Annotated in this window: 26 protein-coding genes; 21 read left to right on the top strand and 5 right to left on the bottom strand. The window is 40.7% G+C overall.

Annotated features, from left to right (window positions below; all coding sequences use genetic code 11):
• The 10 genes from A33I_RS21265 to A33I_RS06840 all read left to right on the top strand — a co-directional run.
• Nucleotides 1-347, top strand: a 347-nt coding sequence (locus tag A33I_RS21265) for a hypothetical protein (protein ID WP_235806173.1), incomplete at its 5' end; no start/stop codon positions are given.
• 149 nt (nucleotides 348-496) lie between these two features.
• Nucleotides 497-1,006: a DUF3231 family protein gene (locus A33I_RS06880; RefSeq protein WP_022627757.1), complete on the top strand. Its 510-nt coding sequence runs from the start codon at nucleotides 497-499 to the stop codon at nucleotides 1,004-1,006.
• Nucleotides 1,007-1,223: 217 nt separating this feature from the next.
• Nucleotides 1,224-2,291 carry a serine hydrolase domain-containing protein gene (locus A33I_RS06875; protein ID WP_022627756.1) on the top strand — a complete coding sequence of 356 codons (1,068 nt, stop codon included), beginning with the start codon at nucleotides 1,224-1,226 and terminating at the stop codon, nucleotides 2,289-2,291.
• Between the two features lie 28 nt (nucleotides 2,292-2,319).
• Nucleotides 2,320-3,354 (top strand): serine hydrolase domain-containing protein, encoded by a 1,035-nt coding sequence (locus A33I_RS06870; RefSeq protein ID WP_022627755.1) that lies wholly within the window; start codon nucleotides 2,320-2,322, stop codon nucleotides 3,352-3,354.
• Nucleotides 3,355-3,393: 39 nt separating this feature from the next.
• The gene (locus A33I_RS06865) at nucleotides 3,394-3,912 is read left to right on the top strand and encodes an NUDIX hydrolase (protein ID WP_022627754.1); all 519 of its coding nucleotides are present in this window, start codon (nucleotides 3,394-3,396) and stop codon (nucleotides 3,910-3,912) included.
• A 124-nt stretch (nucleotides 3,913-4,036) separates the two neighbouring features.
• A complete protein-coding gene (locus tag A33I_RS06860) occupies nucleotides 4,037-4,252 on the top strand; it encodes a hypothetical protein (RefSeq protein ID WP_022627753.1) in 216 nt (71 codons plus the stop codon).
• A 236-nt stretch (nucleotides 4,253-4,488) separates the two neighbouring features.
• The gene (locus A33I_RS06855) at nucleotides 4,489-5,229 is read left to right on the top strand and encodes a hypothetical protein (protein WP_022627752.1); all 741 of its coding nucleotides are present in this window, start codon (nucleotides 4,489-4,491) and stop codon (nucleotides 5,227-5,229) included.
• A 39-nt stretch (nucleotides 5,230-5,268) separates the two neighbouring features.
• Nucleotides 5,269-6,039 carry a DnaD domain protein gene (locus A33I_RS06850; protein ID WP_022627751.1) on the top strand — a complete coding sequence of 257 codons (771 nt, stop codon included), beginning with the start codon at nucleotides 5,269-5,271 and terminating at the stop codon, nucleotides 6,037-6,039.
• Nucleotides 5,981-6,826, top strand: coding sequence for an ATP-binding protein (locus A33I_RS06845; protein ID WP_235806172.1), 846 nt, complete (start codon nucleotides 5,981-5,983; stop codon nucleotides 6,824-6,826). The genes A33I_RS06850 and A33I_RS06845 overlap by 59 nt, the downstream gene beginning before the upstream one ends.
• Nucleotides 6,819-7,520: an N-acetylmuramoyl-L-alanine amidase family protein gene (locus A33I_RS06840; protein WP_022627749.1), complete on the top strand. Its 702-nt coding sequence runs from the start codon at nucleotides 6,819-6,821 to the stop codon at nucleotides 7,518-7,520. The genes A33I_RS06845 and A33I_RS06840 overlap by 8 nt, the downstream gene beginning before the upstream one ends.
• A gap of 297 nt (nucleotides 7,521-7,817) precedes the next feature.
• On the opposite strand, the gene A33I_RS06835 is transcribed toward A33I_RS06840, so the two are convergent.
• Nucleotides 7,818-8,180, bottom strand: a complete 363-nt coding sequence (locus A33I_RS06835) for a hypothetical protein (RefSeq protein WP_022627748.1) — start codon at nucleotides 8,178-8,180, stop codon at nucleotides 7,818-7,820.
• A 451-nt stretch (nucleotides 8,181-8,631) separates the two neighbouring features.
• Between A33I_RS06835 and A33I_RS06830 the strand changes: the two genes are divergently transcribed.
• The 7 genes from A33I_RS06830 to A33I_RS06800 all read left to right on the top strand — a co-directional run bounded on the left by A33I_RS06830 (nucleotide 8,632) and on the right by A33I_RS06800 (nucleotide 18,165).
• On the top strand, nucleotides 8,632-9,495 hold the full coding sequence (locus tag A33I_RS06830) for a MurR/RpiR family transcriptional regulator (protein WP_235806171.1): 864 nt from the start codon (nucleotides 8,632-8,634) through the stop codon (nucleotides 9,493-9,495).
• Between the two features lie 130 nt (nucleotides 9,496-9,625).
• Nucleotides 9,626-10,522 carry an N-acetylmuramic acid 6-phosphate etherase gene (gene murQ / locus A33I_RS06825; RefSeq protein WP_022627746.1) on the top strand — a complete coding sequence of 299 codons (897 nt, stop codon included), beginning with the start codon at nucleotides 9,626-9,628 and terminating at the stop codon, nucleotides 10,520-10,522.
• 14 nt (nucleotides 10,523-10,536) lie between these two features.
• Entirely contained in the window at nucleotides 10,537-11,889 is a 1,353-nt protein-coding gene (locus A33I_RS06820) for a PTS transporter subunit EIIC (protein WP_022627745.1), read from the top strand.
• 63 nt (nucleotides 11,890-11,952) lie between these two features.
• Nucleotides 11,953-13,035, top strand: a complete 1,083-nt coding sequence (locus A33I_RS06815) for a DUF871 domain-containing protein (RefSeq protein ID WP_022627744.1) — start codon at nucleotides 11,953-11,955, stop codon at nucleotides 13,033-13,035.
• A gap of 23 nt (nucleotides 13,036-13,058) precedes the next feature.
• Complete coding sequence (locus tag A33I_RS06810; RefSeq protein ID WP_022627743.1) at nucleotides 13,059-15,158, top strand: glycoside hydrolase family 3 N-terminal domain-containing protein; 2,100 nt, start codon at nucleotides 13,059-13,061, stop codon at nucleotides 15,156-15,158.
• A gap of 21 nt (nucleotides 15,159-15,179) precedes the next feature.
• On the top strand, nucleotides 15,180-16,445 hold the full coding sequence (locus A33I_RS06805) for an exo-beta-N-acetylmuramidase NamZ family protein (RefSeq protein WP_022627742.1): 1,266 nt from the start codon (nucleotides 15,180-15,182) through the stop codon (nucleotides 16,443-16,445).
• A gap of 211 nt (nucleotides 16,446-16,656) precedes the next feature.
• Complete coding sequence (locus A33I_RS06800; RefSeq protein ID WP_022627741.1) at nucleotides 16,657-18,165, top strand: class I adenylate-forming enzyme family protein; 1,509 nt, start codon at nucleotides 16,657-16,659, stop codon at nucleotides 18,163-18,165.
• A gap of 102 nt (nucleotides 18,166-18,267) precedes the next feature.
• Here A33I_RS06800 and A33I_RS06795 read toward each other — a convergent pair whose 3' ends face one another.
• Complete coding sequence (locus tag A33I_RS06795; RefSeq protein ID WP_022627740.1) at nucleotides 18,268-19,086, bottom strand: YitT family protein; 819 nt, start codon at nucleotides 19,084-19,086, stop codon at nucleotides 18,268-18,270.
• Nucleotides 19,087-19,269: 183 nt separating this feature from the next.
• Between A33I_RS06795 and A33I_RS06790 the strand changes: the two genes are divergently transcribed.
• The 4 genes from A33I_RS06790 to A33I_RS06780 all read left to right on the top strand — a co-directional run bounded on the left by A33I_RS06790 (nucleotide 19,270) and on the right by A33I_RS06780 (nucleotide 21,947).
• Nucleotides 19,270-20,352 carry a hypothetical protein gene (locus A33I_RS06790; protein WP_022627739.1) on the top strand — a complete coding sequence of 361 codons (1,083 nt, stop codon included), beginning with the start codon at nucleotides 19,270-19,272 and terminating at the stop codon, nucleotides 20,350-20,352.
• Nucleotides 20,353-20,368: 16 nt separating this feature from the next.
• Nucleotides 20,369-20,530: a hypothetical protein gene (locus A33I_RS21075; RefSeq protein ID WP_012958979.1), complete on the top strand. Its 162-nt coding sequence runs from the start codon at nucleotides 20,369-20,371 to the stop codon at nucleotides 20,528-20,530.
• Nucleotides 20,531-20,850: 320 nt separating this feature from the next.
• On the top strand, nucleotides 20,851-21,333 hold the full coding sequence (locus A33I_RS06785) for a YsnF/AvaK domain-containing protein (RefSeq protein WP_022627738.1): 483 nt from the start codon (nucleotides 20,851-20,853) through the stop codon (nucleotides 21,331-21,333).
• A 107-nt stretch (nucleotides 21,334-21,440) separates the two neighbouring features.
• Nucleotides 21,441-21,947: a YsnF/AvaK domain-containing protein gene (locus tag A33I_RS06780; protein WP_022627737.1), complete on the top strand. Its 507-nt coding sequence runs from the start codon at nucleotides 21,441-21,443 to the stop codon at nucleotides 21,945-21,947.
• 31 nt (nucleotides 21,948-21,978) lie between these two features.
• Here the strand turns inward: A33I_RS06780 and A33I_RS06775 are convergent, their stop codons facing one another.
• From A33I_RS06775 to A33I_RS06765, 3 genes are read right to left on the bottom strand one after another with little or no spacing between them, the layout of a single operon-like run.
• Nucleotides 21,979-22,296, bottom strand: coding sequence for a hypothetical protein (locus A33I_RS06775; protein WP_022627736.1), 318 nt, complete (start codon nucleotides 22,294-22,296; stop codon nucleotides 21,979-21,981).
• Between the two features lie 6 nt (nucleotides 22,297-22,302).
• Entirely contained in the window at nucleotides 22,303-23,901 is a 1,599-nt protein-coding gene (locus A33I_RS06770; protein WP_022627735.1) for a DUF6792 domain-containing protein, read from the bottom strand.
• An 11-nt stretch (nucleotides 23,902-23,912) separates the two neighbouring features.
• A complete protein-coding gene (locus A33I_RS06765) occupies nucleotides 23,913-24,509 on the bottom strand; it encodes a hypothetical protein (RefSeq protein WP_152976450.1) in 597 nt (198 codons plus the stop codon).
• Nucleotides 24,510-24,661: the final 152 nt, after the last annotated feature.

Genomic DNA, 24,661 nt, shown 5'->3' with positions numbered 1-24,661 from the left:
ATTTGAACCGCCGTATACGGAACCGTACGTACGGTGGTGTGAGAGGTCGGAGGCTAATAGCCTCCTCCTACTCGATATGTTACAATCCTAACTGTAAACCATTGCTAAAATCTTCCTTAAATCGAGGTGAAACCGTGAATCAATCCACAAAAGATAATCGTTCATTTTATAAAGTACTTGCTATCATCTGCTTATTACTCATTCCTATTGCGGCATCAATAAACCTTCTATTTGGTTTAAACCGCGATTCGTTTCAGCTTGGCATTATGGCATTAAGTTTTATTATTTTGGCATGGATGAATTGGTCCATGTATCGGAAAAAAGATCAAGAAAAGCTGGATTCTTAGCTGAAGTACCCCTATATATATTGCCCCATTCTTATGTTATTACTGCATAAATGACTGTTCTAAGGCAAAAGATAACCCCTGTAACATGTCAATCCTCACCTGAAACGAGGTATATGATGAATTTACAAAAATTTGCGAGGAGTGTCGTTATGGGTATTTTAAGTGGAAATCCGCAAGATGAGCCTATGCACTACGGGGAAGTTTTTACAGTGTGGAGCAATGTACTTGCAAATAATGGAATGATTGCAGGCTATCAATCGTTATTAAATCATGCAGGTGATCAAGACTTACAAAAGCTTGTTCAAGAAGGTATTGAAGGATTACAAAACGAGAATAAGCAATTAGAAGAACTGCTTAAAGCAAATGGAGTAGGGCTTCCTCAAGCTTCGCCGGAACGTCCATGTGCTGATCTGGAGTCAATTCCAGCAGGAGCTCGTTTTATGGACCCAGAAATCGGAGCGAAATTGTCAGCCGACACAGCATCCGGCCTTGTAGCATGCAGCCAGGCGATGGGCCAATCGATCAGAGAAGATATCGCTATGATGTATGGCCAATTCCACACAGCAAAAGCTCAATTCGGTGCTAAAGCACTAAAGCTAAACAAAGAAAAAGGCTGGTTAATTCCGCCGCCATTACACATGACGAAGAAATGTGATTAATTATAAATACTAAAAAAGCTTACAGTTTCGGTTGCAGGTGAGAAAACACCAAATAACAACCATACAGGAGACACCATTCACATACGAATAGGTGTCTCCTTTTTTGTTATAACGGCTGCTTTGCTTATACAAGGTATGTTTTTTAAGTTAACGAAAAGGAAATTGATGTTAAACTAAAGAGGGATATTATTTTAGGAAATTTTAAGTAGGGGGAGTCATGAAATTAATAGAGATTAATCTTAAACAACGAATGGAACATTACAAAGTAAACGGTTTAAGTATTGCATTAATTGAAGACGGGCAAATCAGTGGAACAGAAAATTACGGCTTATTGGATAGGGAAAGCAACAGACAAGTAAATGAGAATTCAATCTTCAGCGTATGTTCAGTTACTAAATTTTTAACAGGGATGACTGCTGTTAAGCTAGTTAGTGAAGGTATTCTTAATTTAGATGAGGATGTCAATGTAAGACTTTTAACGTGGATAGTGCCTGAAAATGAATACACAATTAATAAAAACGTTACGTTAAGAAACTTGCTCAGTCACCAATCTGGAATCAAGGATCCTGAAGGCAGTTTTTCGGAACTACATTCCATGACCGATATTCCTTCGGTGGTTGAATTGTTAGAAGGAAAAACGTCTTATTGTGAAATGCCTATTGCACCTCAGTACGAAACAGAAAGTGAATTCCATTATTCAGATGCAGGCTATTGTATTATTCAACTCCTAATAGAAGATGTGACGAAAAAACCATTTGATCAAGTGGTGAATGAGTACATATTTAAACCACTTGATATGAGAAATAGTCACCTACACCCAACGATGTTAGAGGTAGAAAAAAAGAATTTCGCTAGTGGCCATCATAAAAATGGTGATCTAGTAGATGGAAAATACCCTGTCTATCCTTACCAAACAGCCTCTGGACTATGGGCAAGTTCATTTGATTTAGCTACATTGGTTCTTGAGTTAATGAATGCTCTAAAAGGGGAAAGTAATATCGGCATTTCTCAAAGTATAGCAAATGAAATGATAACTCCTCAAAAAGGAAAAAATTGGGCTGGTCTAGGTGTATTTCTAGAAGGCACAGAGAAAGGCTTAAAAATTTCCTCTATGGGTTGGGGAGTAGGCTTCCAGTGTATGATGTTTGCATTTCCACATTTAGAAAAAGGTGCAGTTATTATGACGAATGCAGAATTAGGCGTTCATCAGCTGGAAGGGATTATTGGAGAGGTTTATAAATCATTGAGGCTATCAATGCTTGAAGATAGATGCAAAAAAGAATAATTTTTTCAGTGGGGAGGAGAATTGATCATTGCTATTAAAAAAAGATAATACAAGCTTATATCACGATGTATATACACATGTAAAAGCAAGTGCTGAAAAATTGGGTGCAAGTGGTGGTGCTCTCTATATTATTCATAACGACAAAATAGTAACAGAGTCTTATTTTGGTAAACAGTCGAATGCTACACATGCTCGTGATGTTCAAGCAGACACTCAATTCCACATTGCATCTGTAAGAAAGGCTTATATCGGTTTTGCTGCTGCTTATGCTGTATACACTGGCAGCTTTTCCATTGATGAATCAATACGAAAATTTGTTGATGACTCTCATTTATCCGCATATAAAGGTGTAACTTTTCGGCACTTATTAACTCACACACATGGTCTTAAACTAGCAGATGGAAAGCTTTTAAGTGAATATAAACCTGGTGAATCATGGGCATATAGAGATGCTGGCATTAAGTTGTTGACAACGATTATCAAAAAAACAACAGAACAGTCCGTTGCTGAAATTGTACAAGAGCAGGTCATTAAGCCAGTCAGGTTTCAAGCAACAGAATGGATTAAGATGAGTCAGCCTCATTCAAAAATTGCACATACGATACGAGAAGCAGATAATATCTACTGGACTGAAACTGATGTAGTAGATGGTTCTGGAATGAATATGTATGTATCTGCACAAGAGCTTGCTTTATGGGGCTATCTTCATTTAACAGAAGGGAAATGGGGAGGAAAACAGATTATTCCTAGAGAAATCTTTCAAATGGCTACATCTATTCAGACTCCTAACCCAATGCTTCCTATTCAACAGAACGGATTTTTATGGTTCATAAAAGACACGAACCATACATCTAATCAAATAGGTGATACTGTTCCGAAAGGTTCGTATCAATTACTCGGCTACACAAATGTAGCTCTGCTCGTTATTCCACAGGAAAACGTAGTAGCAGTAAGAATGTTCAATCGCTATGGTTCATCTGAAAGCTACGATTATCTCAATGACATTAGGTCATTTGGAGACACTGTCTATAAATGTTCTAAAAAGACAAGTGTTAAGTATTAATTTTCGAAATATTGACTATTAAAATTTGGAGGTACTCTGGTGGAATTATGGGATGTATATGATATAAATCGAAGGAAAACAGAGCGCACATGGATCCGGGGCAAAGAGCTTGAACCTGGGAATTTTCATTTAGTGATTCATGTATGCATTTTTAATTCAAATGGGGAAATGCTCATTCAGCAAAGGCAGTCCTTTAAAGAGGGATGGCCTAATCTGTGGGATCTCACTGCAGGCGGGAGTGCTGTGGCAGGAGATACAAGTCAAACTGCTGCGCAAAGAGAATTACAAGAAGAGATTGGTTTGAATATCGATTTTCAACATATTCGACCTCACTTAACGATTAATTTTGAGAATGGTTTTGACGACATTTATTTAATTCAAGAAGATGTGCCATTACATACGCTTACGCTGCAGTATGAAGAAGTTCAAAACGTGAAATGGGCAAGCAAGGAAGAGATTTTAAAGTTGATCAAAAATGAGGAGTTTCTACCGTACTATGAAAGTCTTATCCACCTGCTATTTGACTGTCGAGACAAGCGAGGAACGATTCAAGGGTAAAAGTCTATGCGGCTGGTACTAGTATTGTGTCCTAATGATTAATTCTTACTAAGTCCATGCTTTCATGCGTGGAATGCTTTTCATATCGTCTATTTAATTTGGTCCGTATAAAGAGGTGACAACAATGATTAGAATCCTATTAGTATTTCTCATCCCTCTCGCATTTCTTAACTATATCATCTTTCAAACAACCGTTTCGGGGTTCGTTTCATTAGGTATTCTTGGGGCTGGAATAGTCATATATTTACTTCAAACACCTAAGAAATCTAGGTGGAAAACGATCGTATTTTTCGTAATCAGCATCCCGCTGCTGCTTGTGATGATGACGTACTTAAGATAATCAGCTATCAGTTTAAAGCCTTGGAAGTTTCATTCTTCCAAGGCTTTTTGTTTATAAAAATTAAAACACCTATTTTCATAAAATGACCACCAATCCACCCCTCAAAATGACGTTTTGCTCTAGGCGAAAATTCCATTTTGCCTATGTACTGGCCCCGAGTTTTGCGATTTTACCAACATGCGCGTTTTATTTTGCTCAGTTATGCTTTGCCTACCAACTTAAAGGAGGCAGCAAACATGCAAAATGTTAAAAGAAAGATGTATAAACAATTAAGCACGTTTCAAACAAACCATCAATTTAAAAATGAGGTTAGGCAGCACCTCGCATTTTTCACAGAGTGCTTCACCCCAAGTGAGCGAATTGCCTTGAATCAATTAATCAGAACAAGTATTCCACATCGCGGGGTTGCCGTTTCTACTGTTTGTAAAATGCTTGCAGCGGCCCATGCAAGTGGAAACGCGGTGTCGCGGTCTACATTTGAAAGAATGCTCGTGAAAGCTAAGAAATTAGGGATCATCACCATGCATCATACGATCCGAGAAACGGGCGGCTATCATCATAGCATCTATATTTTTCAGCCGTTTACATCTTCAGAAAAATCATCAAACCAACTAACAACTCCCATACTCCTCAAAAAAGTAAATCCAGTCTCTCAGAAAACAGTTCATCCCTCCGTTCCACAAGAGTTCACTAAAGCCACAGCGCCATTCGCTGAGTGGGAACCGAACCTTTCTGTTAAGCTTTGGTCGATTGCCGAAGCTTCCTTCAAACGAATGAAATTCATGGATGCGATTGAGAACCATCTCCCACTTATTATTCGAGCCTTTAAGCAAGTCATTTTAAAGTATAAAAAACAAAAGATACAGTCTACCATTTATTCGTACTTTTACGGCACACTGCTCGCCAAACTAGCAGAAGAGAAACGAAGAATAGTCAGAGACCGAGACGGAATGCCCGCCTGGCTCGAGCAAATGTAACTAACCCTATCTACCAAATAACCCCTAAGGAGGCAATCCATGAATTACGAACAACAAATCCAAGCTTTCTACAACCAACTAGAAACAAACCCGCTTACCCCATCAGGCATTGCAACATGGCATGCATTAATGCAAGTATGGCAAAAAGCAGGCTGGCCGAAGTCGTTTACTGTTGCTGTATCCGTTATTGCCGTGAAGTCAGGTATGAAGGTACGTCACTTTTACAACATTCGAAAAGAGCTGGAAGAGAAAGGCTATCTCACCTTTATAAGCAGAGGGAGCGGTCAAGCTGCTCAATATGCGATGACCGCCTTTTCTACTAAGCTTCATCACCAACCTCATGCACTATATGCACAAGATTGTACCCAACCTAGTGCATCATCTGCTTCCCAACCTAATGCACAACCTCGTTCCCTATTAATTAAAGAAAACAATTTAAAAGAAGATACTAAAGATATAACTCCGTTTCAATTCTATGAAGAGAACGGATTTGGCAGACTCTCACCGTTTATCTCTGAATCAATCAATGCCTGGCTCGATGATTCAACATTTACAGAACCGAGTGAAGTGGTCATAGAAGCGATGAAAGTGTCACTCCTGCAAAATGTGAGAACATGGGGCTATGTCTCAAAGGTTCTGCAAGATTGGAGCGGGAAAGGCTTGCAAACGGTGAGTGAAATCCGAGCAGAGCGAGAAAAGTGGAAACAAAAAATGGCTGCTTATCATGCAAAGAAGAAAGAGGTGAGTCAACATGAAAAAAGCATGCACGCATCTGCCGCCGACTATTCAAGCTATGACTTCGGATTCTAATATTATTAATAGGATGGTTTGCACGGGCTGCCATGAGAAGATTACCGTTAGAAGAGTGTTTATTCCCTTTGGACCGGAGAAGGGTACAGAGAAGGAATTAACGTATGGCTGCCGCTGTGAAGATATTGAACTGGCAAAGAATGTGCTTAAAAGAAGGAAAGAATTAGAGAGAAAGCGAATCTATCAGATATTCGATCGTGAAAGCTTATTAAATCAAGACTTACTTGCATCAAGTTTTGACAGCTATGTTCCACGTACGGAAAGCCAAAAACATGCATACGAGCAAGTGAGACAGTTTTGTGATACCTATTCAAAAGCTCGACCAAGGAACCTTCTATTAACCGGCTCATACGGACTCGGAAAATCCCACTTATCATCAGCCGCTCTAAAAGTATTGATAGAGTCAGGATACACCTCGATCTTCATCTCTGTACCGAAACTCCTAACAAAACTAAAAGCTACCTACAACAAACACAGCGAGTTCTCAGAAGATAATTATTTAGAGCTGCTAGAAAAAGCTGATTGCGTCGTATTGGATGATGTCGGTGCTGAGCACGGACGTGATCCATCTAGCTGGGCAACATCAAAGCTGTTTGAAATTATCGACAGCCGGATAGGCAAGCATACAATCTATACAACGAATTTAGGTGGAAGGGCATTACAGGAAAAGGTCGGGGCCAGGAATTTTTCCCGGATGATGCAGCAAACAAAAGTGATTGCCATAAGCGGACCGGACCACCGCTTAAGTCATTTCTCACAAGAAAAAGGGAGTGGTGTGCATGAGTAAAATCAAAATAATGATCGACCCAGGACATGGCGGACGAGATCCGGGAGCTGTAGCAAATGGCTTAGTAGAGAAAGATTTAACATTGACGATTGCTCGTGAAATACGTGAAGTGCTGCTAAGAAATTATGACGTGCTCATCAGGATGACCCGCGATAGTGATATGTTCGTCTCCCTTGAAGACAGAGCTCGGCTGGCTAATAGCTGGGGAGCTGATTACTTCATCTCTGTTCATATTAATGCAGGAGGCGGCACAGGATTTGAAAGCTTTATTCACCCACATGCAGCAAAGCACACCGGCCAATTTCAAGCCTGCATCCACCAAGGCATTTTGGGAAAAATTAAGGCTCGTGACCGCGGAAGAAAGACAGCCAATTATGCTGTGCTGCGCTTAACGAAAATGGCTGCTGTCCTGACTGAGAGCTACTTCATCGATCATGTAGAAGACTCAAAAAAGTTAAAGGAATTAAGTGTGATCAAAGCCATCGCTACAGGCCATGTCGTCGGTTTGCAGGAATTGCTTAATCTGAGGCTGATAAATGAAAGCCTCACACCAAGACCGAGGCTTGTCAAAGTATACCGCCTCCTTGTCGACGGCGTGCAGATCGGAGCCTACGGCGAACGTGAAAATGTGATGGCTCAGGTCGAACAGTTTCTCGATTCAGCGAAGAAGATTGAGGTGGAGAGAGTGGAGTAACGGTTTGATTTGATTGAGCTTCAGCTTCAGGTGGTAACGGCGGCCGGTGATTGCGTCAGTTGAGACCATTTATGCGTAAGTTGCCGGGGAAATTGCGTCGGTTCGTCAGCTTATTGCGCCGGCTGCAAGCCTAATTGCGTCGTTCTCCTGTTATTGCGTCAGTTCAGCTGCGATATGCGCCGGTGTACAGCTGAATTGTATCTAATCTGCGAGTAATTGCGCCACTCCACGTCCACATACACACGATATACACCGCCGGAATACCGACACTCATCAAAAAGAGCCGCACCACTTAGGTCAGCTCTCAATATGTGCAGCCTTTTGCTCCTTAACTAAAATCATCATACTTGCAATAATAAATAATGTAGATTGAATAATGGTTCCGCCCATTGTTAAAACGAGCATGACGAGGGCAGTGATCAAAAATCGTTTCACTGCCTTTCTTGGCTCGGTTTTTAACAGTTTGTAGGCTTGTAATCCGATCACAAAGCCGATGAGATGGGCTCCGAGGACTACATATGCAAGCCATAGCTCAAGTTGAGTTGGAAGTAATTCGGGATAATACATGTGAACAAAAGCAATGGGCGGTATTACAAGTACGGTGATCAGACCTTGCCAAAATAATCCCGTACCAAATAACATTCGTTCCAATGAATACATACACAGCACCTCATTTCTTACTTAATTTTACAAAAACAAGTAAAGAACTGCCTCCGTCTTAAGGCTGAATTTGTAACACTTTACCAATTTCGCAGCCGCTTCTTATCAAGCTTACAAACTGCGGTATAAGGCAGTTGATCGACTACCACGATTTCCTTAGGCATTTGATGTCTCGCAACACGCGGTTTCAGCCATTCCGATAGTCGCTTCCCACAGGCGGTCCGGAACCATCCTCATCCCTCCACTTAATTGCTGTAAAAACACTTAACCTAGCGAAGCATATTTCAGAAGCGGCGAGTCGAGTCTGCTATAACCTCTCTTTGAGTCGCTATAAGTCTTGAATAAATAAACACATCATTATACACCCCTTATAATCAAAAGCTTTTTTCTCCCAACTTCCATTTTTACTCCTACACTGTCTTTATTAATTGTTTATAATAGATGGCAGGAGGTGCTTTCCTTGGAAGAGACGATTATCATATTAAAAATTAAAAAGCATATACATCAATTTACAGCAGCAGAACGGAAAGTTGCTGATTATATTTTGGAATACGGGGAATTTGTACCGACGATGACGACTAAACAATTAGCAGAAGCTGCTGATGCGAGCGAGGCGAGTATTGTCCGCTTTTGTAAGCGAATTGGCTTTGACAGCTTTCGCATGTTAAAGGTGGTGTTAGCTAAAGAGTTCTCACAAGGCCCGATGACGGTGAACAGTGTGTCGCTTCTGCAATCCAATGACACGCCGCACAGCTTGTTTCAAAAAGTAACTCATGTGAATAAAATGGCACTCGATCTCACATTAAAAACACTTAGTCATGCAGAATTTGAAAAAGCCGTGGCTGCGTTTGTTCAAGCAAAAAAAGTGGCTTTATTTGGAGTGGGCGGTTCCTACCCTCCGGCGGTTGATGGACAGTACAAACTGATGCGTATCGGCTATCACGCGGCTGCCTCATCTGATTATCACTATATGGTTCCTTTTATCACCTATATGAAAAAGGGAGATATCATTCTCTGTTTCAGTACTTCTGGAAAAACAAAAGAAGTCATCGACATTGTTCAATATGCTAAAGAAAGAGGTATAACCGTGATCTCTATTACCACATTGAACCAATCACCATTGTATAAAATGTCTGATATTACACTTTGCATTCCAGATCTTGAAGCGGAAGAGCGAATTGGCAGTATTGCTTCAAGAACAGCACATCAAAATGTAGTCGATGCCTTATATGTCAGTATTTTTCATGAGATTGGAGAGAACCTCGTTGAAGCCTTTGATCTCTCGAGGGAGAAAGCTAGTGAAAAAAGAAAATGAAAAGTTTGAAGAAAAAAGGAGGAATTTTAATGCCTTTGTTGAAATTTAATTTCAGGGAAAGATAAATAAATATAGAATTTTAATTTTAACAGGCTAAGTATTAGCTGTTCATCCAAGGAGCTGGGTAGGTATGCTGGACAATTTATCAACGGAAGGTAGAAATGACAAAACGATGAGAATGGATGAGATGTCCTCTCAAGAGATTTTAACGGTTATGAATGCAGAGGATGCTGAAGTACCTCTTGCTGTTAAAAAAGCAATCCCCGATGTTGCAAAATTAGTAGAACAAACGATTAGGTCTTTGAAAAATGGCGGTCGTTTAATCTATGCTGGAGCCGGTACGAGCGGACGATTAGGTGTTTTAGATGCAGTCGAGTGTCCGCCAACTTTTGGTACAGACCCGTCTATGGTGGTTGGGCTCATTGCTGGAGGCGAGAAGGCTTTTACAAAAGCTGTTGAAGGAGCTGAAGATTCATTAGAATTAGGCGGCGCTGACTTAGTGGAAATCAAGCTGACAGAAAAAGATGTTGTTGTTGGTATTGCTGCGAGCGGTCGTACCCCGTATGTGATTGGGGCATTGCAATATGCTAAAGAAATTGGCGCTGTGACAGGCAGCATCGCTTGTAATCAAGATTCAGAAATCAGTAAGTGGGCCGATTGTTCAATTGAAGTCGTAACCGGGAGTGAAGTGCTCACAGGGTCTACCCGTCTTAAAGCAGGGACAGCACAAAAGCTGGTCTTAAATATGATCTCAACAGCCACAATGATTGGCTTAGGAAAAGCGTATAATAATTTAATGGTCGATGTTCAGCCAACGAATGAAAAGCTTGTGGCAAGAGCGATACAAATTATTGTGCAAGCAACTGGGGTAAATGAGTTGACGGCAGAGAATGCTTTTCAGAAAGCAGAGCAGCAAGTTAAGCCTGCGATTGTGATGATCTTAGCAGACGTTTCTTATGAAGAGGCAAAAAAGCGGCTCGAAAAAGCTCAAGGGTTTGTAAAAGAAGCGATTTCTATCACTTCGTAAAGGGGGAGTAATTAATGAAAAAAGAAACGATGATCGCACAGGGGATAGCAGATCTCGTTGGCGGCAAGGAAAACATTAAGAGCATCACTCATTGTATGACGAGGGTACGCCTAGATGTGAAGGACCTATCAAAGGTTAAAATGGATGAACTAAAAAAACTTCCAGGCGTAATGGGTGTAGTAGAGGATGAGACGCTGCAAATTGTCGTCGGGCCAGGTACGGTTAATAAAGTGACAGCGGAGCTTTGTCAAATAACAGGCCATTCGCTAGGCAGTGTGGATGAGAGCGAGGGGCAGGATCAACCAAACAAGCAGCAAGTGAAACGAACACCGATCAAGAGCTTTTTAAAACGAATCGGAAATATATTTATCCCGCTCATTCCCGCGCTTGTCGCATCAGGATTGATAAACGGAGGAGCTAACTTTGCAAGGAATGCAGGTGTGGACCCCGAGACGACATGGCTTCAAATCTTACTTGTGATTGGCGGAGGGATTTTCACGTACTTAGGTATTTTAGTTGGGTGGAACACGGCAAAGGAATTTGGCGGAACCCCGGCACTTGGGGCCATTGCTGGTATTCTCATTATTAATCCAGCTTTAGCCGACATCACACTCTTTGGCGAACAGCTCATACCTGGCCAAGGGGGATTGTTTGCGATCATTTTAGCTGGCTGGGTGATGGCAAACGTTGAAAAATTTATTCGAAAAGGCGTACCGGCTTCATTAGATATTATTTTAACGCCATTTTTAACGGTATTAATTGTCGGAATATTAACAATTGTAGTGCTCCAGCCGATTGGAAGTCTTTTATCAGATGGCATTACGACAGGCCTGCATGCCGTATTAGATGTTGGCGGAGCATTTGCAGGGGCCATTTTAGCAGGAACCTTCCTCCCTCTCGTTATGGTTGGAATGCATCATGGCTTAACACCAGTACACTTAGAATTCATTAACACAATAGGCGTCACACCGCTGTTAACCATTTTAGCGATGGCCGGAGCGGGCCAAGTCGGGGCTGCGATTGCCGTATTCGTCAAAACGAAGAGCGAGCGCTTAAAAAATACCGTAAAAGGTGCACTTCCCGTTGGTTTCCTTGGGATTGGCGAGCCGCTCTTATACGGGGTCACACTGCCGCTCGGACGTCCATTTATCACCGCCTGTCTAGGAGCAGCTGTTGGCGGAGCGTTTCAAGCTGTTATGCAAACCGCTTCACTTGGGATTGGGGTCTCTGGGCTGTCACTTATCCCGCTGATTGCTGATAATAAATATTTACTCTACTTCTCAGGACTTGTGATTGCCTATACATTTGGCTTCATCTTTACGTACCTGTTTGGCTACAAAGAGGAAATGGCGAAAAACTTGCAATAATCAACACGGGTGTCTCATGAATCAAGATGAGACGCCCTTCATTACGAAAAGGAGGTGAGAGACATGCGAGGATTTTCTGTCTTTCTAGGACAACAGACATATCCTGAACTGAAAAACTATTTAGTGAAAATGAAAGAAGCTGGGTTTCAAAGTGTTTTTACATCACTTCATATTCCTGAGGACGATCCAACAGTGTATAAAGAGGAGCTGCAGCAGCTGGCCCAAATAACATCAGATTTATCTTTAGAGTTGGTTGCTGACATCTCCCCTGCATCCTTAGGCCACCTAGGATATTCATTTGAACAGGCATATGAATTAACTGACTGGGGCATTTCAGGCTTGCGTATCGATTACGGCATAGATTCAGACATCATTGTTTCCTTATCGCAAAAAATGAAAGTCGTCTTAAATGCCAGCACCCTGACTGAAGAAGCGATCCAAAACTTAATAAAAAAAGGGCTCGTCACACATAATGTAGAAGCCTGGCATAACTATTATCCACGCCCTGAAACAGGGTTAGATGAAGGAGCTTTTATTCAAAAAAATGAACAGCTGCGTCAATACGGGATTATGATGGCAGCGTTTGTGCCGGGGGACGCTAAAAGACGAGGACCACTATACAAAGGGTTGCCCACATTAGAAAAGCACCGCGATATTTCTCCTTTTGCTGCGGCAATCGAGCTTTGGAGATTAGGAAAAATCGATAAAGTACTCATAGGGGACCCAGATCTGTCTGAGTCCACGATTCAAGCATTTAAACAGTATGATCAAGGCATAATGACCTTTCGTACACATCTTTACCCAATGAATGAAGAGGTAAAAGCAATAGTTAATCAAACTCATACACAGAGAATGGATGCAGCAAGAGATGTGATCAGGTCCCAAGATACAAGAATCTATGTTCAAGAGACTAACATAAGTGTAGTACCTGAGCGATGTGTGGCGCGGCCTAAGGGGACGCTCACGATTGATAATGAATTAAACGGCAGGTATCAGGGTGAACTTCAATTAACGAAAAATCCATTAGCTCCTCAGCCTGGCGTAAATGTCATAGGACAAGTGATCAATCAGGACGAGCTTTTATTAGACCTGCTGCTACCGGGAGAAGCGTTTGTATTAAATGAAGTAAATGAGCAGCTTATTTAAATAAACGGTAATGGGGGATGAGAATGAAACAACTAATTAGTCTCGGTTTGGTATGTATGTTAATCACGGCCTTGTTCTTAACAAGCTTTCAACCAAGGTCTGTACTCGCTGAAAGCTCGCTTAAAGACCTTGTCATCTATCAAAATGTACCTCAATCAGATACCGATTATTTAGGAGAAACCTTTCAGTTAAATACTCTTAATGTCTATAAAGACGGGAAGTTCCTTCTAGTCACAGAAGGGCTGGAATGGAAGTCTTCTAATAAAAATGTAGCTGAAGTGGACCAGAATGGGAATGTCCAATTAACTGGGCAAAACGGTAAAACATATATTAGCGTGACAAATGGTGAATTTACAGACCGAATTGCCGTAAGTGTTAAACCAGAGCCAAACAAAGGAAAAGGAAAACCAGCATCAAAATCTCAGATCGAAAAAGAATCTGGAAACCGCTACAACCTGATCGATCATGCGATTAGTCAAATGACAATCGAAGAGAAGATTGGTCAATTGCTTATGCCTGATTTCAGGACATATAACGGAGCAAATGTAGTAGAGATGCTTCCAGAGATCGAGCAATTAGTGAAAGACTATCATTTAGGCGGTGTCATCTTATTCCGTGAAAATGTGGTGACAACCGAGCAGACGACGAAGCTTGTCGCTGACTACCAAGCAGCAAGTGAGAAGTTTGGCTTATTAATGACGATTGACCAAGAAGGCGGTATTGTGACGAGACTGCAATCAGGAACCGATATGCCTGGAAACATGGCACTCGGTGCAACGCGCTCACCTGAGCTTGCCGAAAATGTCGGGCGAGTGATTGGAAGCGAACTGCATTCACTTGGGATTAATATGAACTTTGCCCCTGTGATGGATGTGAACAACAACCCTGATAACCCGGTTATTGGTGTGCGTTCGTTTGGAGAAGATCCGAAGCTTGTCGCAGACATGGGTGTAGCCTACACAGAAGGTCTTCAATCAAGCGGAGTAGCAGGTACAGCTAAACATTTCCCAGGTCATGGTGATACGGCTGTTGATTCTCATCTAGGGTTGCCAGAAGTCCCGCATGATCTAGAACGATTAAAGAACGTTGAATTATATCCATTTCAACAAGCGATGGATGCGGGAATTGATGCGATCATGACAGCTCATGTCACGTTCCCAAACATTGATGATACAAAAGCGATTTCCAAAAAGACAGGAGAAGAAATTGCGATTCCTGCAACACTTTCCTATAAAGTATTAACTGAAATGATGCGTGAGGATATGGGTTTTGAAGGGGTTATCACAACAGATGCACTAAACATGCTTGCAATTGCAGATCATTTCGGCCCAGTAGAAGCGGCTGTTCGTGCTGTTCAAGCAGGATCAGATATCATCTTAATGCCTGTCGGGCTGAGTGAAGTGAGAAATGGGCTGTTAGAGGCAGTTGAAGCAGGAGAGGTTACAGTGGAACGCATTGAAAAATCTGTGGAACGTATTCTCGCTTTAAAACTAAAAAGAGGTGTGATTCTTGAAGAAACACCTTTATCTGTGGCGGAAAAAATTCAACACGCCGAGCAAGTTGTCGGTTTAAAGGAACATAAAGAAGTTGAAAAAGAAGCAGCGGAGAAATCAATTACTTTGATAAAAAATGAAGATGTGTTGCCGCTAAGCCCTGAGACAAGTGATTCATTAGTCGTTGTAGGCAGAAGTTATATTAACGAGTTAGGCGCTGCCGTAAAATCGCATCATGAGCAAACAGAAATCATTGAAGTGGGTGCAGATTTCACATTAACTCCTGCACAGCTCGAAAAAGTAAAGGCGGCAAGTTCAGTTATAGTGGGTACGACAACGGCTGGAGTCAATGACCGACTGCCAAACAGCCCGCAAATGCAGCTCGTTCATTCACTGATAAATGAAACCAAAACACCAGTTGTTGCAGTGGGAATTCGTAATCCTTATGACATTATGGCTTATCCGGAAGTGGATGCGTACTTAACACAATATGGATTTAGAGCAGCAAGCTTTCAGGCAACAGCAGCAACCATCTTTGGTGAAAATCAACCGACTGGTAAGCTTCCTGTTACCATCCCGGATGATGAAAATGGAGTTCTTTATAACTTTGGCCACTACTTAAACTATTAAGCATAAAAAGGAGGGATTAGGTTGAGAAAATGGTTGATTCTATTACTCGTTGCAGCTCTAACGTTAAGTTCCCTATCTGTCGTGTTTGCTGATAATGGAAAAGGGAAAGGCAAGGGAAAAGGAAAAGAGAAGGCCTTTACTCTTGGAGTAGAGGTTCTGCTAGAAGACGAAAAAGACTTGATTGCTGGTAAACGAGTAGGTCTCATCACCAATCCGACAGGGGTTGACCAAGAGCTTAGGAGTATTGTCGACCTCTTGCATGAAGACCCGGATACAGAACTAACTGCGCTTTACGGTCCTGAACATGGGGTAAGAGGAGATGCACAGGCCGGTGATTATGTGGAGTTCTATCTTGATGAGAAAACAGGTCTGCCGGTGTACAGCTTATATGGTCCGACACGAAAGCCGACACCGGAAATGCTTGAAAATATTGATGTGCTTCTTTTTGATATTCAGGATGTAGGCACACGGTTCTACACGTATATCTACACGATGGCGTATGCGATGGAAGCAGCCCAAGAGCAGGACATTCCCTTTATCGTTCTCGACCGTCCAAACCCGCTTAATGGTGTGGATGTTGAGGGGCCGGTACTTGATATGAAATACGCAACGTTTGTTGGAAATTACCCGATCCCGCTTCGTCACGGGATGACTGTAGGAGAGCTAGCTCACTTTTTTAATGATGAATTCGACATTGGAGCCGATTTGACTGTAGTGGAAATGAATGGTTGGAAAAGAAGTATGTACTATGATGAGACGCCGTTGCCATTTGTCTTGCCTTCGCCTAATATGCCGACATTAGATACTGTTCTCGTTTATCCCGGAGCAGCGTTAATTGAGGGCACGAATGTATCAGAGGGCAGAGGAACAACAAAACCATTTGAATTAATCGGAGCTCCATTTATTGATGCATATGAATTATCAAGCGCCCTAAATCAAATAAATCTCCCAGGCGTCACGTTTAGAGCAGCATCATTTACACCAACCTTCTCTAAACACGCAGGCAGCCTTTCACATGGTTTTGAAATACATGTAACAGACAGAAATCGTTATGAGCCAGTCGAAACAGGGCTTCATATCGTGAATACGATCCATGATCTGTATCCGGAAGACTTTGAATTCCGTGCAGAAAACAGTGCGGGCATCTCATTTTTCGATAATCTCATTGGAAACAGCTGGATTCGAAAAGGAATTGAAGAGGGACGTTCAGTGGAAGAAATGACAAAGCAGTGGGATAAAGAGTTACGATCGTTTAAAAAGATCCGTAGTAAATACTTGCTCTATTAGGGAGTGTACTAGGAACTTGAGGTGAGCAGCCTCAAGTTCTTTGAATTGTAAAGTCTTGATTTGCAAAAAAAAATCTTAGGACAAAGGATTACCCTTACAAAAAGAGAAGTGTAATAGTGAACGGGATAAGATCATAAAATCAACTCCACGTATGTTACAAACGGTACCTGAACATTAGGTTTCATACTATACAGGGAAGAGGGGTTAAATAATGAACATATCAGAAAAATTAGCCTTATGCGCAGAGATGAACCCAGAGAAAGTAATCACTACTTATAACAACCGAGATACGACGTACGCAGAGTTTTATAAACAAGCAAAAAGCTTAGCGGGATACTTCCAAGCGAAAGGGTACCAAAAAGAAGATATTATTGCCGTTTATTTACCAAACTCCGATTATTTTCTAGTATGCTATTACGCTTGTCAGATTGGCGGGTTTACCATTTTACCTGTTAATACGAAATTGACTGCCGCTGAGATCGACTATATCTTCACTCACTCTGAAGCTAAAGCTCTTATTTATGATGAACGCTATCAATCTGTTGTTGATGAGTTAAAAGAGACAACTTCCAAAATGAATGACCTGATCATCGTTGGCAAGGATGATCATTCATTAGCTGATATTTTAAGAGGGCCCGAGCAGCCTGTTCAAAAAAATGATAACCAAGGTGAGGAAACGGCCGTTGTTTTTTACACTTCAGGGACTACAGGTAAACCTAAAGGCGTCATGCTATCAGCAGACAATATCGAAGCCTCTACAAACATATGGATGGAAGCGATGGACATTACAAGTGAGGACCGGATGCATATTGTCGCACCTCTCTTTCACTGTGCAGCAAGTAATGTGTTTAGTTTACCAGTGATCTATGCAGGGGGAACGATCATAATCGAAGAAGGCTTCTCTCCTGACCAAGCGCTTCAAACGATGGAAAAGGAGAAGGTAACCATTTTCTTTGGCGTCCCAGCTATGTACAGCATCCTGCTCAATACCCCTAAGATGTCCACTTTAGATTTATCTCACCTGCGATTATTCACATACGGAGCAGCACCTATGCCTTATGAATTAGTAAGAAAAGTAAAAGCACTTTTTCCTGCTATTAAAGTTCAAAATTTATATGGTCAAACAGAAAACTCCCCCGGGGCATCGACCCTAAAAGACCATTATGCCCTTGATAAAGTAGGCTCGGTGGGAGAAGCTTTACCTCAAACGGAAATTCGAGTCGTTGATGAAATGGGTGAACCTGTTCATGTTGGAGAAGTAGGAGAAATTATTGTCAAAGGCCCTCAAGTGATGAAAGGCTATTTAAAAAATGAAGAAGCCACAAATGCTACGATAAAAGATGGCTGGCTCTACAGCGGTGATCTTGGACGTTTGGATAAAGATGGTCTTCTCTATATCGTGGACCGAAAAAAAGATATGATCATCCGGGGCGGGGAGAATGTGTATCCTGTTGAGGTGGAAGAGGTTTTATATGAAATACCTGAGCTTCTAGAGGCCGCAGTGGTCGGTGTCCCAGACGAAGTATTAGGAGAGGTACCAAAAGCTTTTGTGGTTTTGAAAGAAGGGGTTGATTTGGAAGAAGAAGAGATTCTGCACTTCTGCAAAAAGAGACTTGCTCCTTATAAGCTGCCAAAAGAAATTGAACGTATCGAGAGCTTACCAAGGAATGCAAGCGGGAAAGTGTTAAAGACAAACTTAAGAGCCCACTATAGGTTTTAAGTTGGCTATTACATGCCAAGTATAAAATCCAAATAAATCAAGCTAGATAGTTCCATAAAAGAGGTGCACCGTGCACCTCTTTTAGTGTAATCGCTCGACTATTTATCCTCTCCTGAAGTTCCCCAACACTTCCATTGTCTCATTGATGCTGACAAATGCATTCGGGTCAACTTCTTTTATGATCGGCTTAATAATCGCTAACTCATAGCGTGAAATCACCGTATACAGAACTTGCAATTTTGCTTTCGAATACGCACCCTCGCCTTCCATCACAGTGATCCCGCGATACAAATTGTTAAGCAGCGCCTCTTTTAACTCATCCTCCCGACTCGTCACCACCACAAGGCTGAGTTTGATATGGCGTGTATGAATACGGTCAATAACGAGCCCTGTTATATAGATGGATGCCATAGTATAAAGGGCTAAATCCCAAGCAAAGACAAAGCCTGAAATAAAAACAACAATACTATTTAAAGCAAAAATTAACGCGCCAAGTGGAACATCACGCTTTTTCGTAAGTATTAGTCCAATGACATCAAAGCCGCCTGTTGAACCATAAAATCGAATGATAAATCCAATTGCAGCACCTGCAATCACGCCGCCAAACACCGACGATAATAAAGCATCTTCCGTTACTTGGACAACTGGAATATAAAGCATAGAAATTGACGTTACAACTACTGAAAACACGCTGTTTGCAATAAAGGTTTTACCAAGTCCAAGCCAGCCTAAAATGAAGATCGGAATATTTAAGACAAAGATCCATATCCCCGCATTAATAGGTGTAAGTAAGCCAAATACCATGGCAAGACCAGTGACACCGCCCGTTAACACTTCATGCGGCAAGAGGAATAAGTTAAACGCAAAGCCAAGCACGATAGAGGCAGCAAAGATTCCAATTAAACGATACACGTTGCTCATCCTGACACTCCTAACTTAAAACAAGATCTTCCACTTATTTACCCCAAAAACAACTAGAGCAAAAGTAATTTGGAAAAAAGATAGTAAGGAGGTAAAAAGTACTGAATCAAGCCGTAAGGTGCTAAAAACCAAATCTTTTTGGTATAATTTACAAAAGGGTATAATGAGAAATAGGGGGGCATGATGCGAGAAGAGAAAATCAAATCAAAGTTATCTGTCCTATCAAAAGAGTTAAATGACCTGCTTAATATTCTCTATAATCATTCAAAGACACATCAAAAGCTGACCTGGACGCTTATGACCAAAAATGCGTTCATAATGCTATTTCGGAAAGTCCAGCTGCTGTTATCTCTTCAAGGCTTCTTAAGTATCCTGCTCATCCTTATTCCAAGCTATCTTCTAAACGAAACAACAAGTGCCTTTGAGCATATTATCAATCTGCCCCCAAGCTCACTCATGCTTCTAATAGCCGTTGCAGCAGTCATTACTTTCTTATGTATTCGTACGCTTACCTTAAATGAAATGAGCAGGATTGAAAGCGACCTGTTTCATATCGAGGTATTTGAACGAAGACGTCAGATTGAATATCGTTCCTTGATTGCACTTGCCAAGGAATTAGATTATATTGACAGGCTGCGTTCAGATATTATAAGAGAGATAGAAGAAGCAAACAGCCAAGAGCCAAGCGGTGAAAGCGGATATGAAAGTTTAGTGAAGAAGCTAGAAGAGGCGATCCAATTTAAAAATGAAGCGATTGAATCACTTCTCGTCCAACTGGAAGAGACAGAAGATTCGGCGGATTTATTTAGAGAAAAGTATAATCTGTTAATTGACTTTCTATTTCAATTAAAAGCCAAGCTGAACCTTCTCGTTACCGATCAATTCAACTTAGATAATCTTGACTTTGGTGTCAACTATTCCTTATATAAAGTGAATGAAGATCACTTAACATTTATTGATTCCTATGGGCTGAATAAAGCAGAGCTTGATGTTTCTATACCTATGAGCGAGGGTGAAAATAAATACGTGATGTCGATCGATAAAACTCAGGAGAACCCTCTTGTTCTAACTGATTTTATTTCGTGGAAAAGAACGCTTCAAGATGGGACGGAATGGATTATTTCTCTTCATCTTGATCAATCGAACCGACATAAATTGAACCCCTCAGAGGAAGCTGGTAAGCTGAATGTAACCATAACGCAAGAGCTGTTGTGGATCTGCTGCGAACTGTTAAATAAATTTTCACCTCACTCTACTACCCAATAGAAAGGGGTGCGCTAAAATGAGACAAGCCTCCACGATGAAGCCATACTCCAAGCAACTTTCTAACCATTATTTAAACAAGCGTAAATTAAAAAACAAACAGGTACGAGAACAAGCGCTTCAAGCCTTAGAAAAGAATGAAGGACAAGCCGATAAACGAATAGAAAAAGCTGGCACATAGTGTCAGCTTTTATTTTCCTAATGCTTCGCTCGCTTTGTTTTTTGCTTCTTCATTGCGGCGTTTCATCTCATTCATCATTTGTTCCATCTGCTTTGATGACTCCGATTTACTCAAACGAAAACCCTCCTGCCCTTTGCTTGTCCTCTCCATTGTTTCCTTTATGGAATATATGTATACAGCCAAACGTGTGAAGGTGACAAAATCCACTTTTCAATAGGTGCACCAACGCTCAAAGGACTTTTTTCCAAGTATAGTTCTAACCCGAGAGTCCACAATACTTATGTACGTTTGACTTACACATTTTTGGGGAGGTATGCTGCATGGGATTTTTTGATTTATTTGCAGAGGAAGAACAAGATAAAGAAAAACGAAATAACGAAAAACAAAGACAAGTTCGTAATGAAGGGCAAGATAAAGAATTTGCGAATGAGGCACACTTAGATCTGCGTGAAGAAGAATTGGATATTCATAAACACCGTGTGGAAACAGGCGATGTCGAGCTTCACAAGCAAATTGTCGAGGAAGAAAAAGAAGTTAATGTTCCTGTATCACATGATCAAGTCATCATTGAACAAAGAGCAGTTGACCATGAACCAACTGAAGAACCTATTTCTGCAGAAGAGACGATGCACATTCCTGTAACTGCTGAAAGAGTAGATGTAGAAAAACACACTGTCGTAACAGGTGAAGTAACAGCTAACAAACGCTCAGTTGAGGAAACCGAGCAGGTGCATGATGTCCTTCATAAAGAAGTGGCTGAAGTTGAAAAACATGGAGATGCAGAAGTGATTAATGAGGATTAATTAGTTCCTCTTTTTTTCCCTACTTAGCTTATGTTAAGTAGGGATTTTTGATATAAATTTCTCCATTAGGCTAAACTATAGCCAAATATGTTGCAGGAGGCATGTCAATGGGTATGTTTATCATCAGTGGAGCAGTTGTAGGAGGACTCCTAAGTTTACTTTTGAATATCACAGTAGGGACTGGAGCCATTTCTGGAGCTATTGTGGGGGGAATCGTCGGCACATGGTATAAGAAAAAATCATCAGCAGAAAGTAAGCAGGTTTCAGACTCACAAACCATGTTGCTCCGTGAAGAGGAAATGGATATAAAAAAAGAACGCATGCAAACAGGTGAAGTGAAGATACACAAGGAAATAGTTGAAGATAAAAAAACGATTACCGTTCCGATTAGACGAGAAGAGATGGTAATCGAAGCGGGAAGTGAGGACGAGTTACGAATTCCATTGAAAGAAGAGGAAATAGACATCAGCAAACATCCTGTCCAATTAAATGAAGTCACGATTAAGAAGCGGCAAATCGAAGACGTCCAGCATATAAAAGAAAACGTAAAAAAAGAAATGGCGGTTGTTGAAACAGAAGGGCAAGCGGATGTGATAGAAAAAGAAGTAAAGTAAAAAGGAATCTCTTTCTTAGAAGATTCCTTTTTTAGCCGTACGTATAAAACACCGAATATGGCCTCTTATGTGCTTTTTGAAAGAAATGCTGCGACCTCATTTGAAATTCAGGCACAGAGAATAAAAGATGTTCTTGATTTGTATGAGTGGATATACGTTGATATTGATCGGAAAAGGATAATAGGGAATCGATATATTCACCAGATTGTGATTCAATCAGCTGCTTTGCTTGGTAAATCGTATGATTCGCTTCTTCATTTCGTTCAATTAAGGATCTAAACCGGTTCGCTTTTTCGTCTATAAGCGAACTTGAATGATTGGTAAAGGTATGAGTACGTCTAAAGACCATATAGATTCACCTCGCATAAGTACCGATTGAGCTGGCAATTGATTCATCTGTTGCAAACATTTCAAGATAAGTGGCCTGAAACGACGATACGAAGGATTCTAGGTGATTAATCTCATTTTCGATTTGATTGATCACATTGTATACAGGATTGGTAATCGCTTCATCCATAGGTTTAAAGGAACGATCAAACTCAATCCGATCTAACGTTCTAAAATCAGAGAAACTTCCACCTAGGACACCGCCTGTGGATCGTTTCGGTGTGGATACGATTGAGCCAGGAGAGGATTCAAGTGAGGTCATTTTCGCATTTAAATCTCGTTTGACCCCATCATACAAGTCCTCTATTTCTTGATACAAGAACGTTCTCAGTTCTTGCAGAATAAGATATTTTTGTTCAATCGCATGCTCATAACGTAACCCGAATTCTCTTAAGTCCTGTTTATTCAAGAGGACATACTCCCCAGAGATCACATCTTGAACTTGATAGATCGTTTGCTTCGTGTCATGTGGTTCATTGTAATAGGAAATAAGCGCATCTAACGTGTGGTTATGGACAAGGTGCCAATTGGACTTAACCTCATAAGACTGGTATAAGATACCCGGACTTCTCAGAGCTTGCTGAGCTGTGTACAATAAATACGTTCCAGAAGCTCCTAAAGCTAATTGACCCTCGGGTCTAGCGGCTGAGCGGCGAAGAATATCCTGCCAATTCGTCATGACGTACTCCACACCTTCGCTCCCAAAGCGTTGATCTGTTTCTCGCACCAACCAAAATAAAGAACCAACCTTTGATTCATACCGCAGTTTATCTAATGTGAGATGAGGAGAGTATTTAGCCAAGTTAGATAACGGGTATTGACCAACGTCTGGAAAATCCCTCGTCTCTAAATCGCCAATATAATGAATCTGCTCACCAATGTACAATTTGCCAGGAAAGCTCTGCGAATAAAGTGGATCACCTTTAACCCGGGTGTGGCTGATCACTTTAGATTGTTCCTTGTAGAAATCACGAGCAAGAGCTGTGATGGTTTCTTCTTTGAGAGTTTGTGGATTTTCTACACCGGTTTTATTTGTAAGATAAGTAGAAAACATAGTATCATATTGAGCCATTTGATAAGCATTAATAGGTGCATCGTTTAAGCCTCGCACATTGGTGAATACTTGCTTTTTTAATGCTAAACTGTTTATTAGATGACCTCCGAGGGAGTGACCATCACCATAAAGCTTGAGTTCCTGTTGTGGTAGAATTCTTTGAACAGTGTCGAAGAATATTTCTGCATCGTCTATTTGCTCAGTATTTGAAGCGGTAGCAATCCCCGATGCATTATAGTAAATATCTTCAAATTTCACTGTCCCACGGAAGATGTAATACACCTCATTTATATTCAGATCTTCGTTAATTAAATGAATTGCAGAACCGTCAAATCCAGATTCTCTTCCTATTCTTAAATCATTACTATGATAAATATTGATCTCAATGTCATCTAAATTACCTTTCATTTGGTCATTTACAATCGTTCTAACATCCTCAACTGTAAAGTTATCTGTATATTGTAATTGAGTCAAATGGTTTCTTGTATTGTTATCTATCGTCGGCTTATTCATAATTAAACCTCTTAATTATTGAATTTAATACTTTCCATTAATTTTAAAGCAAACTCATATTGATAATTAGCATTAACAGAACAACCAAGCTCTTCGTTAAAACAAGTTAAAGAGTAATATAGTTCTATTGATTTATTTGAATTTTTATCTCTTACCAAACCAAAGAAACTATTTGCTTCATACTTATTAGGGTCTTTAATAACACCTTTTTTGTCAATGACAGTTATAAAAGATGATCCATGATAAATTAACGTTTGATCGTTTTCTAGTTCTTGATATTGATCTTGGTATGCATAATTGCCTAGCATAGTATTTAATCTACTATTGAATAAATCAACTTCATCATTAGTAAACTTTACTTGAAAAGCATGCCTCAGGCCATTATTAGAACCGAAAATCTGAGCAGACCAATTTTCGAATCCTACGCCTCTCCTCCCATAAAACTCCGGCGGCTCACTAATCATTTGAAACTCATTTGGAAACAGCATCCGATATTGACCAGTTTTAGATTCGAATAAATGAAAATCCTCCTCAACAAACTCCTCTACAATGAATTCTTTCGTAAACGAATCGTTCAAAGCAGTCGCTTCACCATTCATGGCTTTCACTACGAAAAAACCTCCTAACACAAGTAAAATGAATAAACTAACCATTACAATTCGCTTTTGCACCCACATCACACCTAATCATAAATTCATAGAAAAATAACATTTATTAAAATTTACCATATAATCACAATTACTTTAACGCATTCAGCAGA

It is taken from the genome of Alkalihalophilus marmarensis DSM 21297 (assembly GCF_000474275.2).
GTDB classification, from domain to species: Bacteria; Bacillota; Bacilli; order Bacillales; family Bacillaceae_D; genus Alkalihalophilus; species Alkalihalophilus marmarensis.
This window is presented reverse-complemented; position numbering and strand designations above follow the sequence as displayed.

Bases quoted from the DNA above. Each gene is read 5' to 3' on its own strand.
- A33I_RS06880 (WP_022627757.1), top strand. From the start codon at position 497: ATGGGTATTTTAAGTGGAAATCCGCAAGATGAGCCTATGCACTACGGG.
- A33I_RS06875 (WP_022627756.1), top strand. From the start codon at position 1,224: ATGAAATTAATAGAGATTAATCTTAAACAACGAATGGAACATTACAAA.
- A33I_RS06860 (WP_022627753.1), top strand. From the start codon at position 4,037: ATGATTAGAATCCTATTAGTATTTCTCATCCCTCTCGCATTTCTTAAC.
- A33I_RS06855 (WP_022627752.1), top strand. From the start codon at position 4,489: ATGCAAAATGTTAAAAGAAAGATGTATAAACAATTAAGCACGTTTCAA.
- A33I_RS06850 (WP_022627751.1), top strand. From the start codon at position 5,269: ATGAATTACGAACAACAAATCCAAGCTTTCTACAACCAACTAGAAACA.
- A33I_RS06845 (WP_235806172.1), top strand. From the start codon at position 5,981: ATGAAAAAAGCATGCACGCATCTGCCGCCGACTATTCAAGCTATGACT.
- A33I_RS06840 (WP_022627749.1), top strand. From the start codon at position 6,819: ATGAGTAAAATCAAAATAATGATCGACCCAGGACATGGCGGACGAGAT.
- A33I_RS06835 (WP_022627748.1), bottom strand. From the start codon at position 8,180: ATGTATTCATTGGAACGAATGTTATTTGGTACGGGATTATTTTGGCAA.
- murQ (WP_022627746.1), top strand. From the start codon at position 9,626: ATGCTGGACAATTTATCAACGGAAGGTAGAAATGACAAAACGATGAGA.
- A33I_RS06820 (WP_022627745.1), top strand. From the start codon at position 10,537: ATGAAAAAAGAAACGATGATCGCACAGGGGATAGCAGATCTCGTTGGC.
- A33I_RS06815 (WP_022627744.1), top strand. From the start codon at position 11,953: ATGCGAGGATTTTCTGTCTTTCTAGGACAACAGACATATCCTGAACTG.
- A33I_RS06810 (WP_022627743.1), top strand. From the start codon at position 13,059: ATGAAACAACTAATTAGTCTCGGTTTGGTATGTATGTTAATCACGGCC.
- A33I_RS06800 (WP_022627741.1), top strand. From the start codon at position 16,657: ATGAACATATCAGAAAAATTAGCCTTATGCGCAGAGATGAACCCAGAG.
- A33I_RS06795 (WP_022627740.1), bottom strand. From the start codon at position 19,086: ATGAGCAACGTGTATCGTTTAATTGGAATCTTTGCTGCCTCTATCGTG.
- A33I_RS06790 (WP_022627739.1), top strand. From the start codon at position 19,270: ATGCGAGAAGAGAAAATCAAATCAAAGTTATCTGTCCTATCAAAAGAG.
- A33I_RS21075 (WP_012958979.1), top strand. From the start codon at position 20,369: ATGAGACAAGCCTCCACGATGAAGCCATACTCCAAGCAACTTTCTAAC.
- A33I_RS06785 (WP_022627738.1), top strand. From the start codon at position 20,851: ATGGGATTTTTTGATTTATTTGCAGAGGAAGAACAAGATAAAGAAAAA.
- A33I_RS06780 (WP_022627737.1), top strand. From the start codon at position 21,441: ATGGGTATGTTTATCATCAGTGGAGCAGTTGTAGGAGGACTCCTAAGT.
- A33I_RS06775 (WP_022627736.1), bottom strand. From the start codon at position 22,296: ATGGTCTTTAGACGTACTCATACCTTTACCAATCATTCAAGTTCGCTT.
- A33I_RS06770 (WP_022627735.1), bottom strand. From the start codon at position 23,901: ATGAATAAGCCGACGATAGATAACAATACAAGAAACCATTTGACTCAA.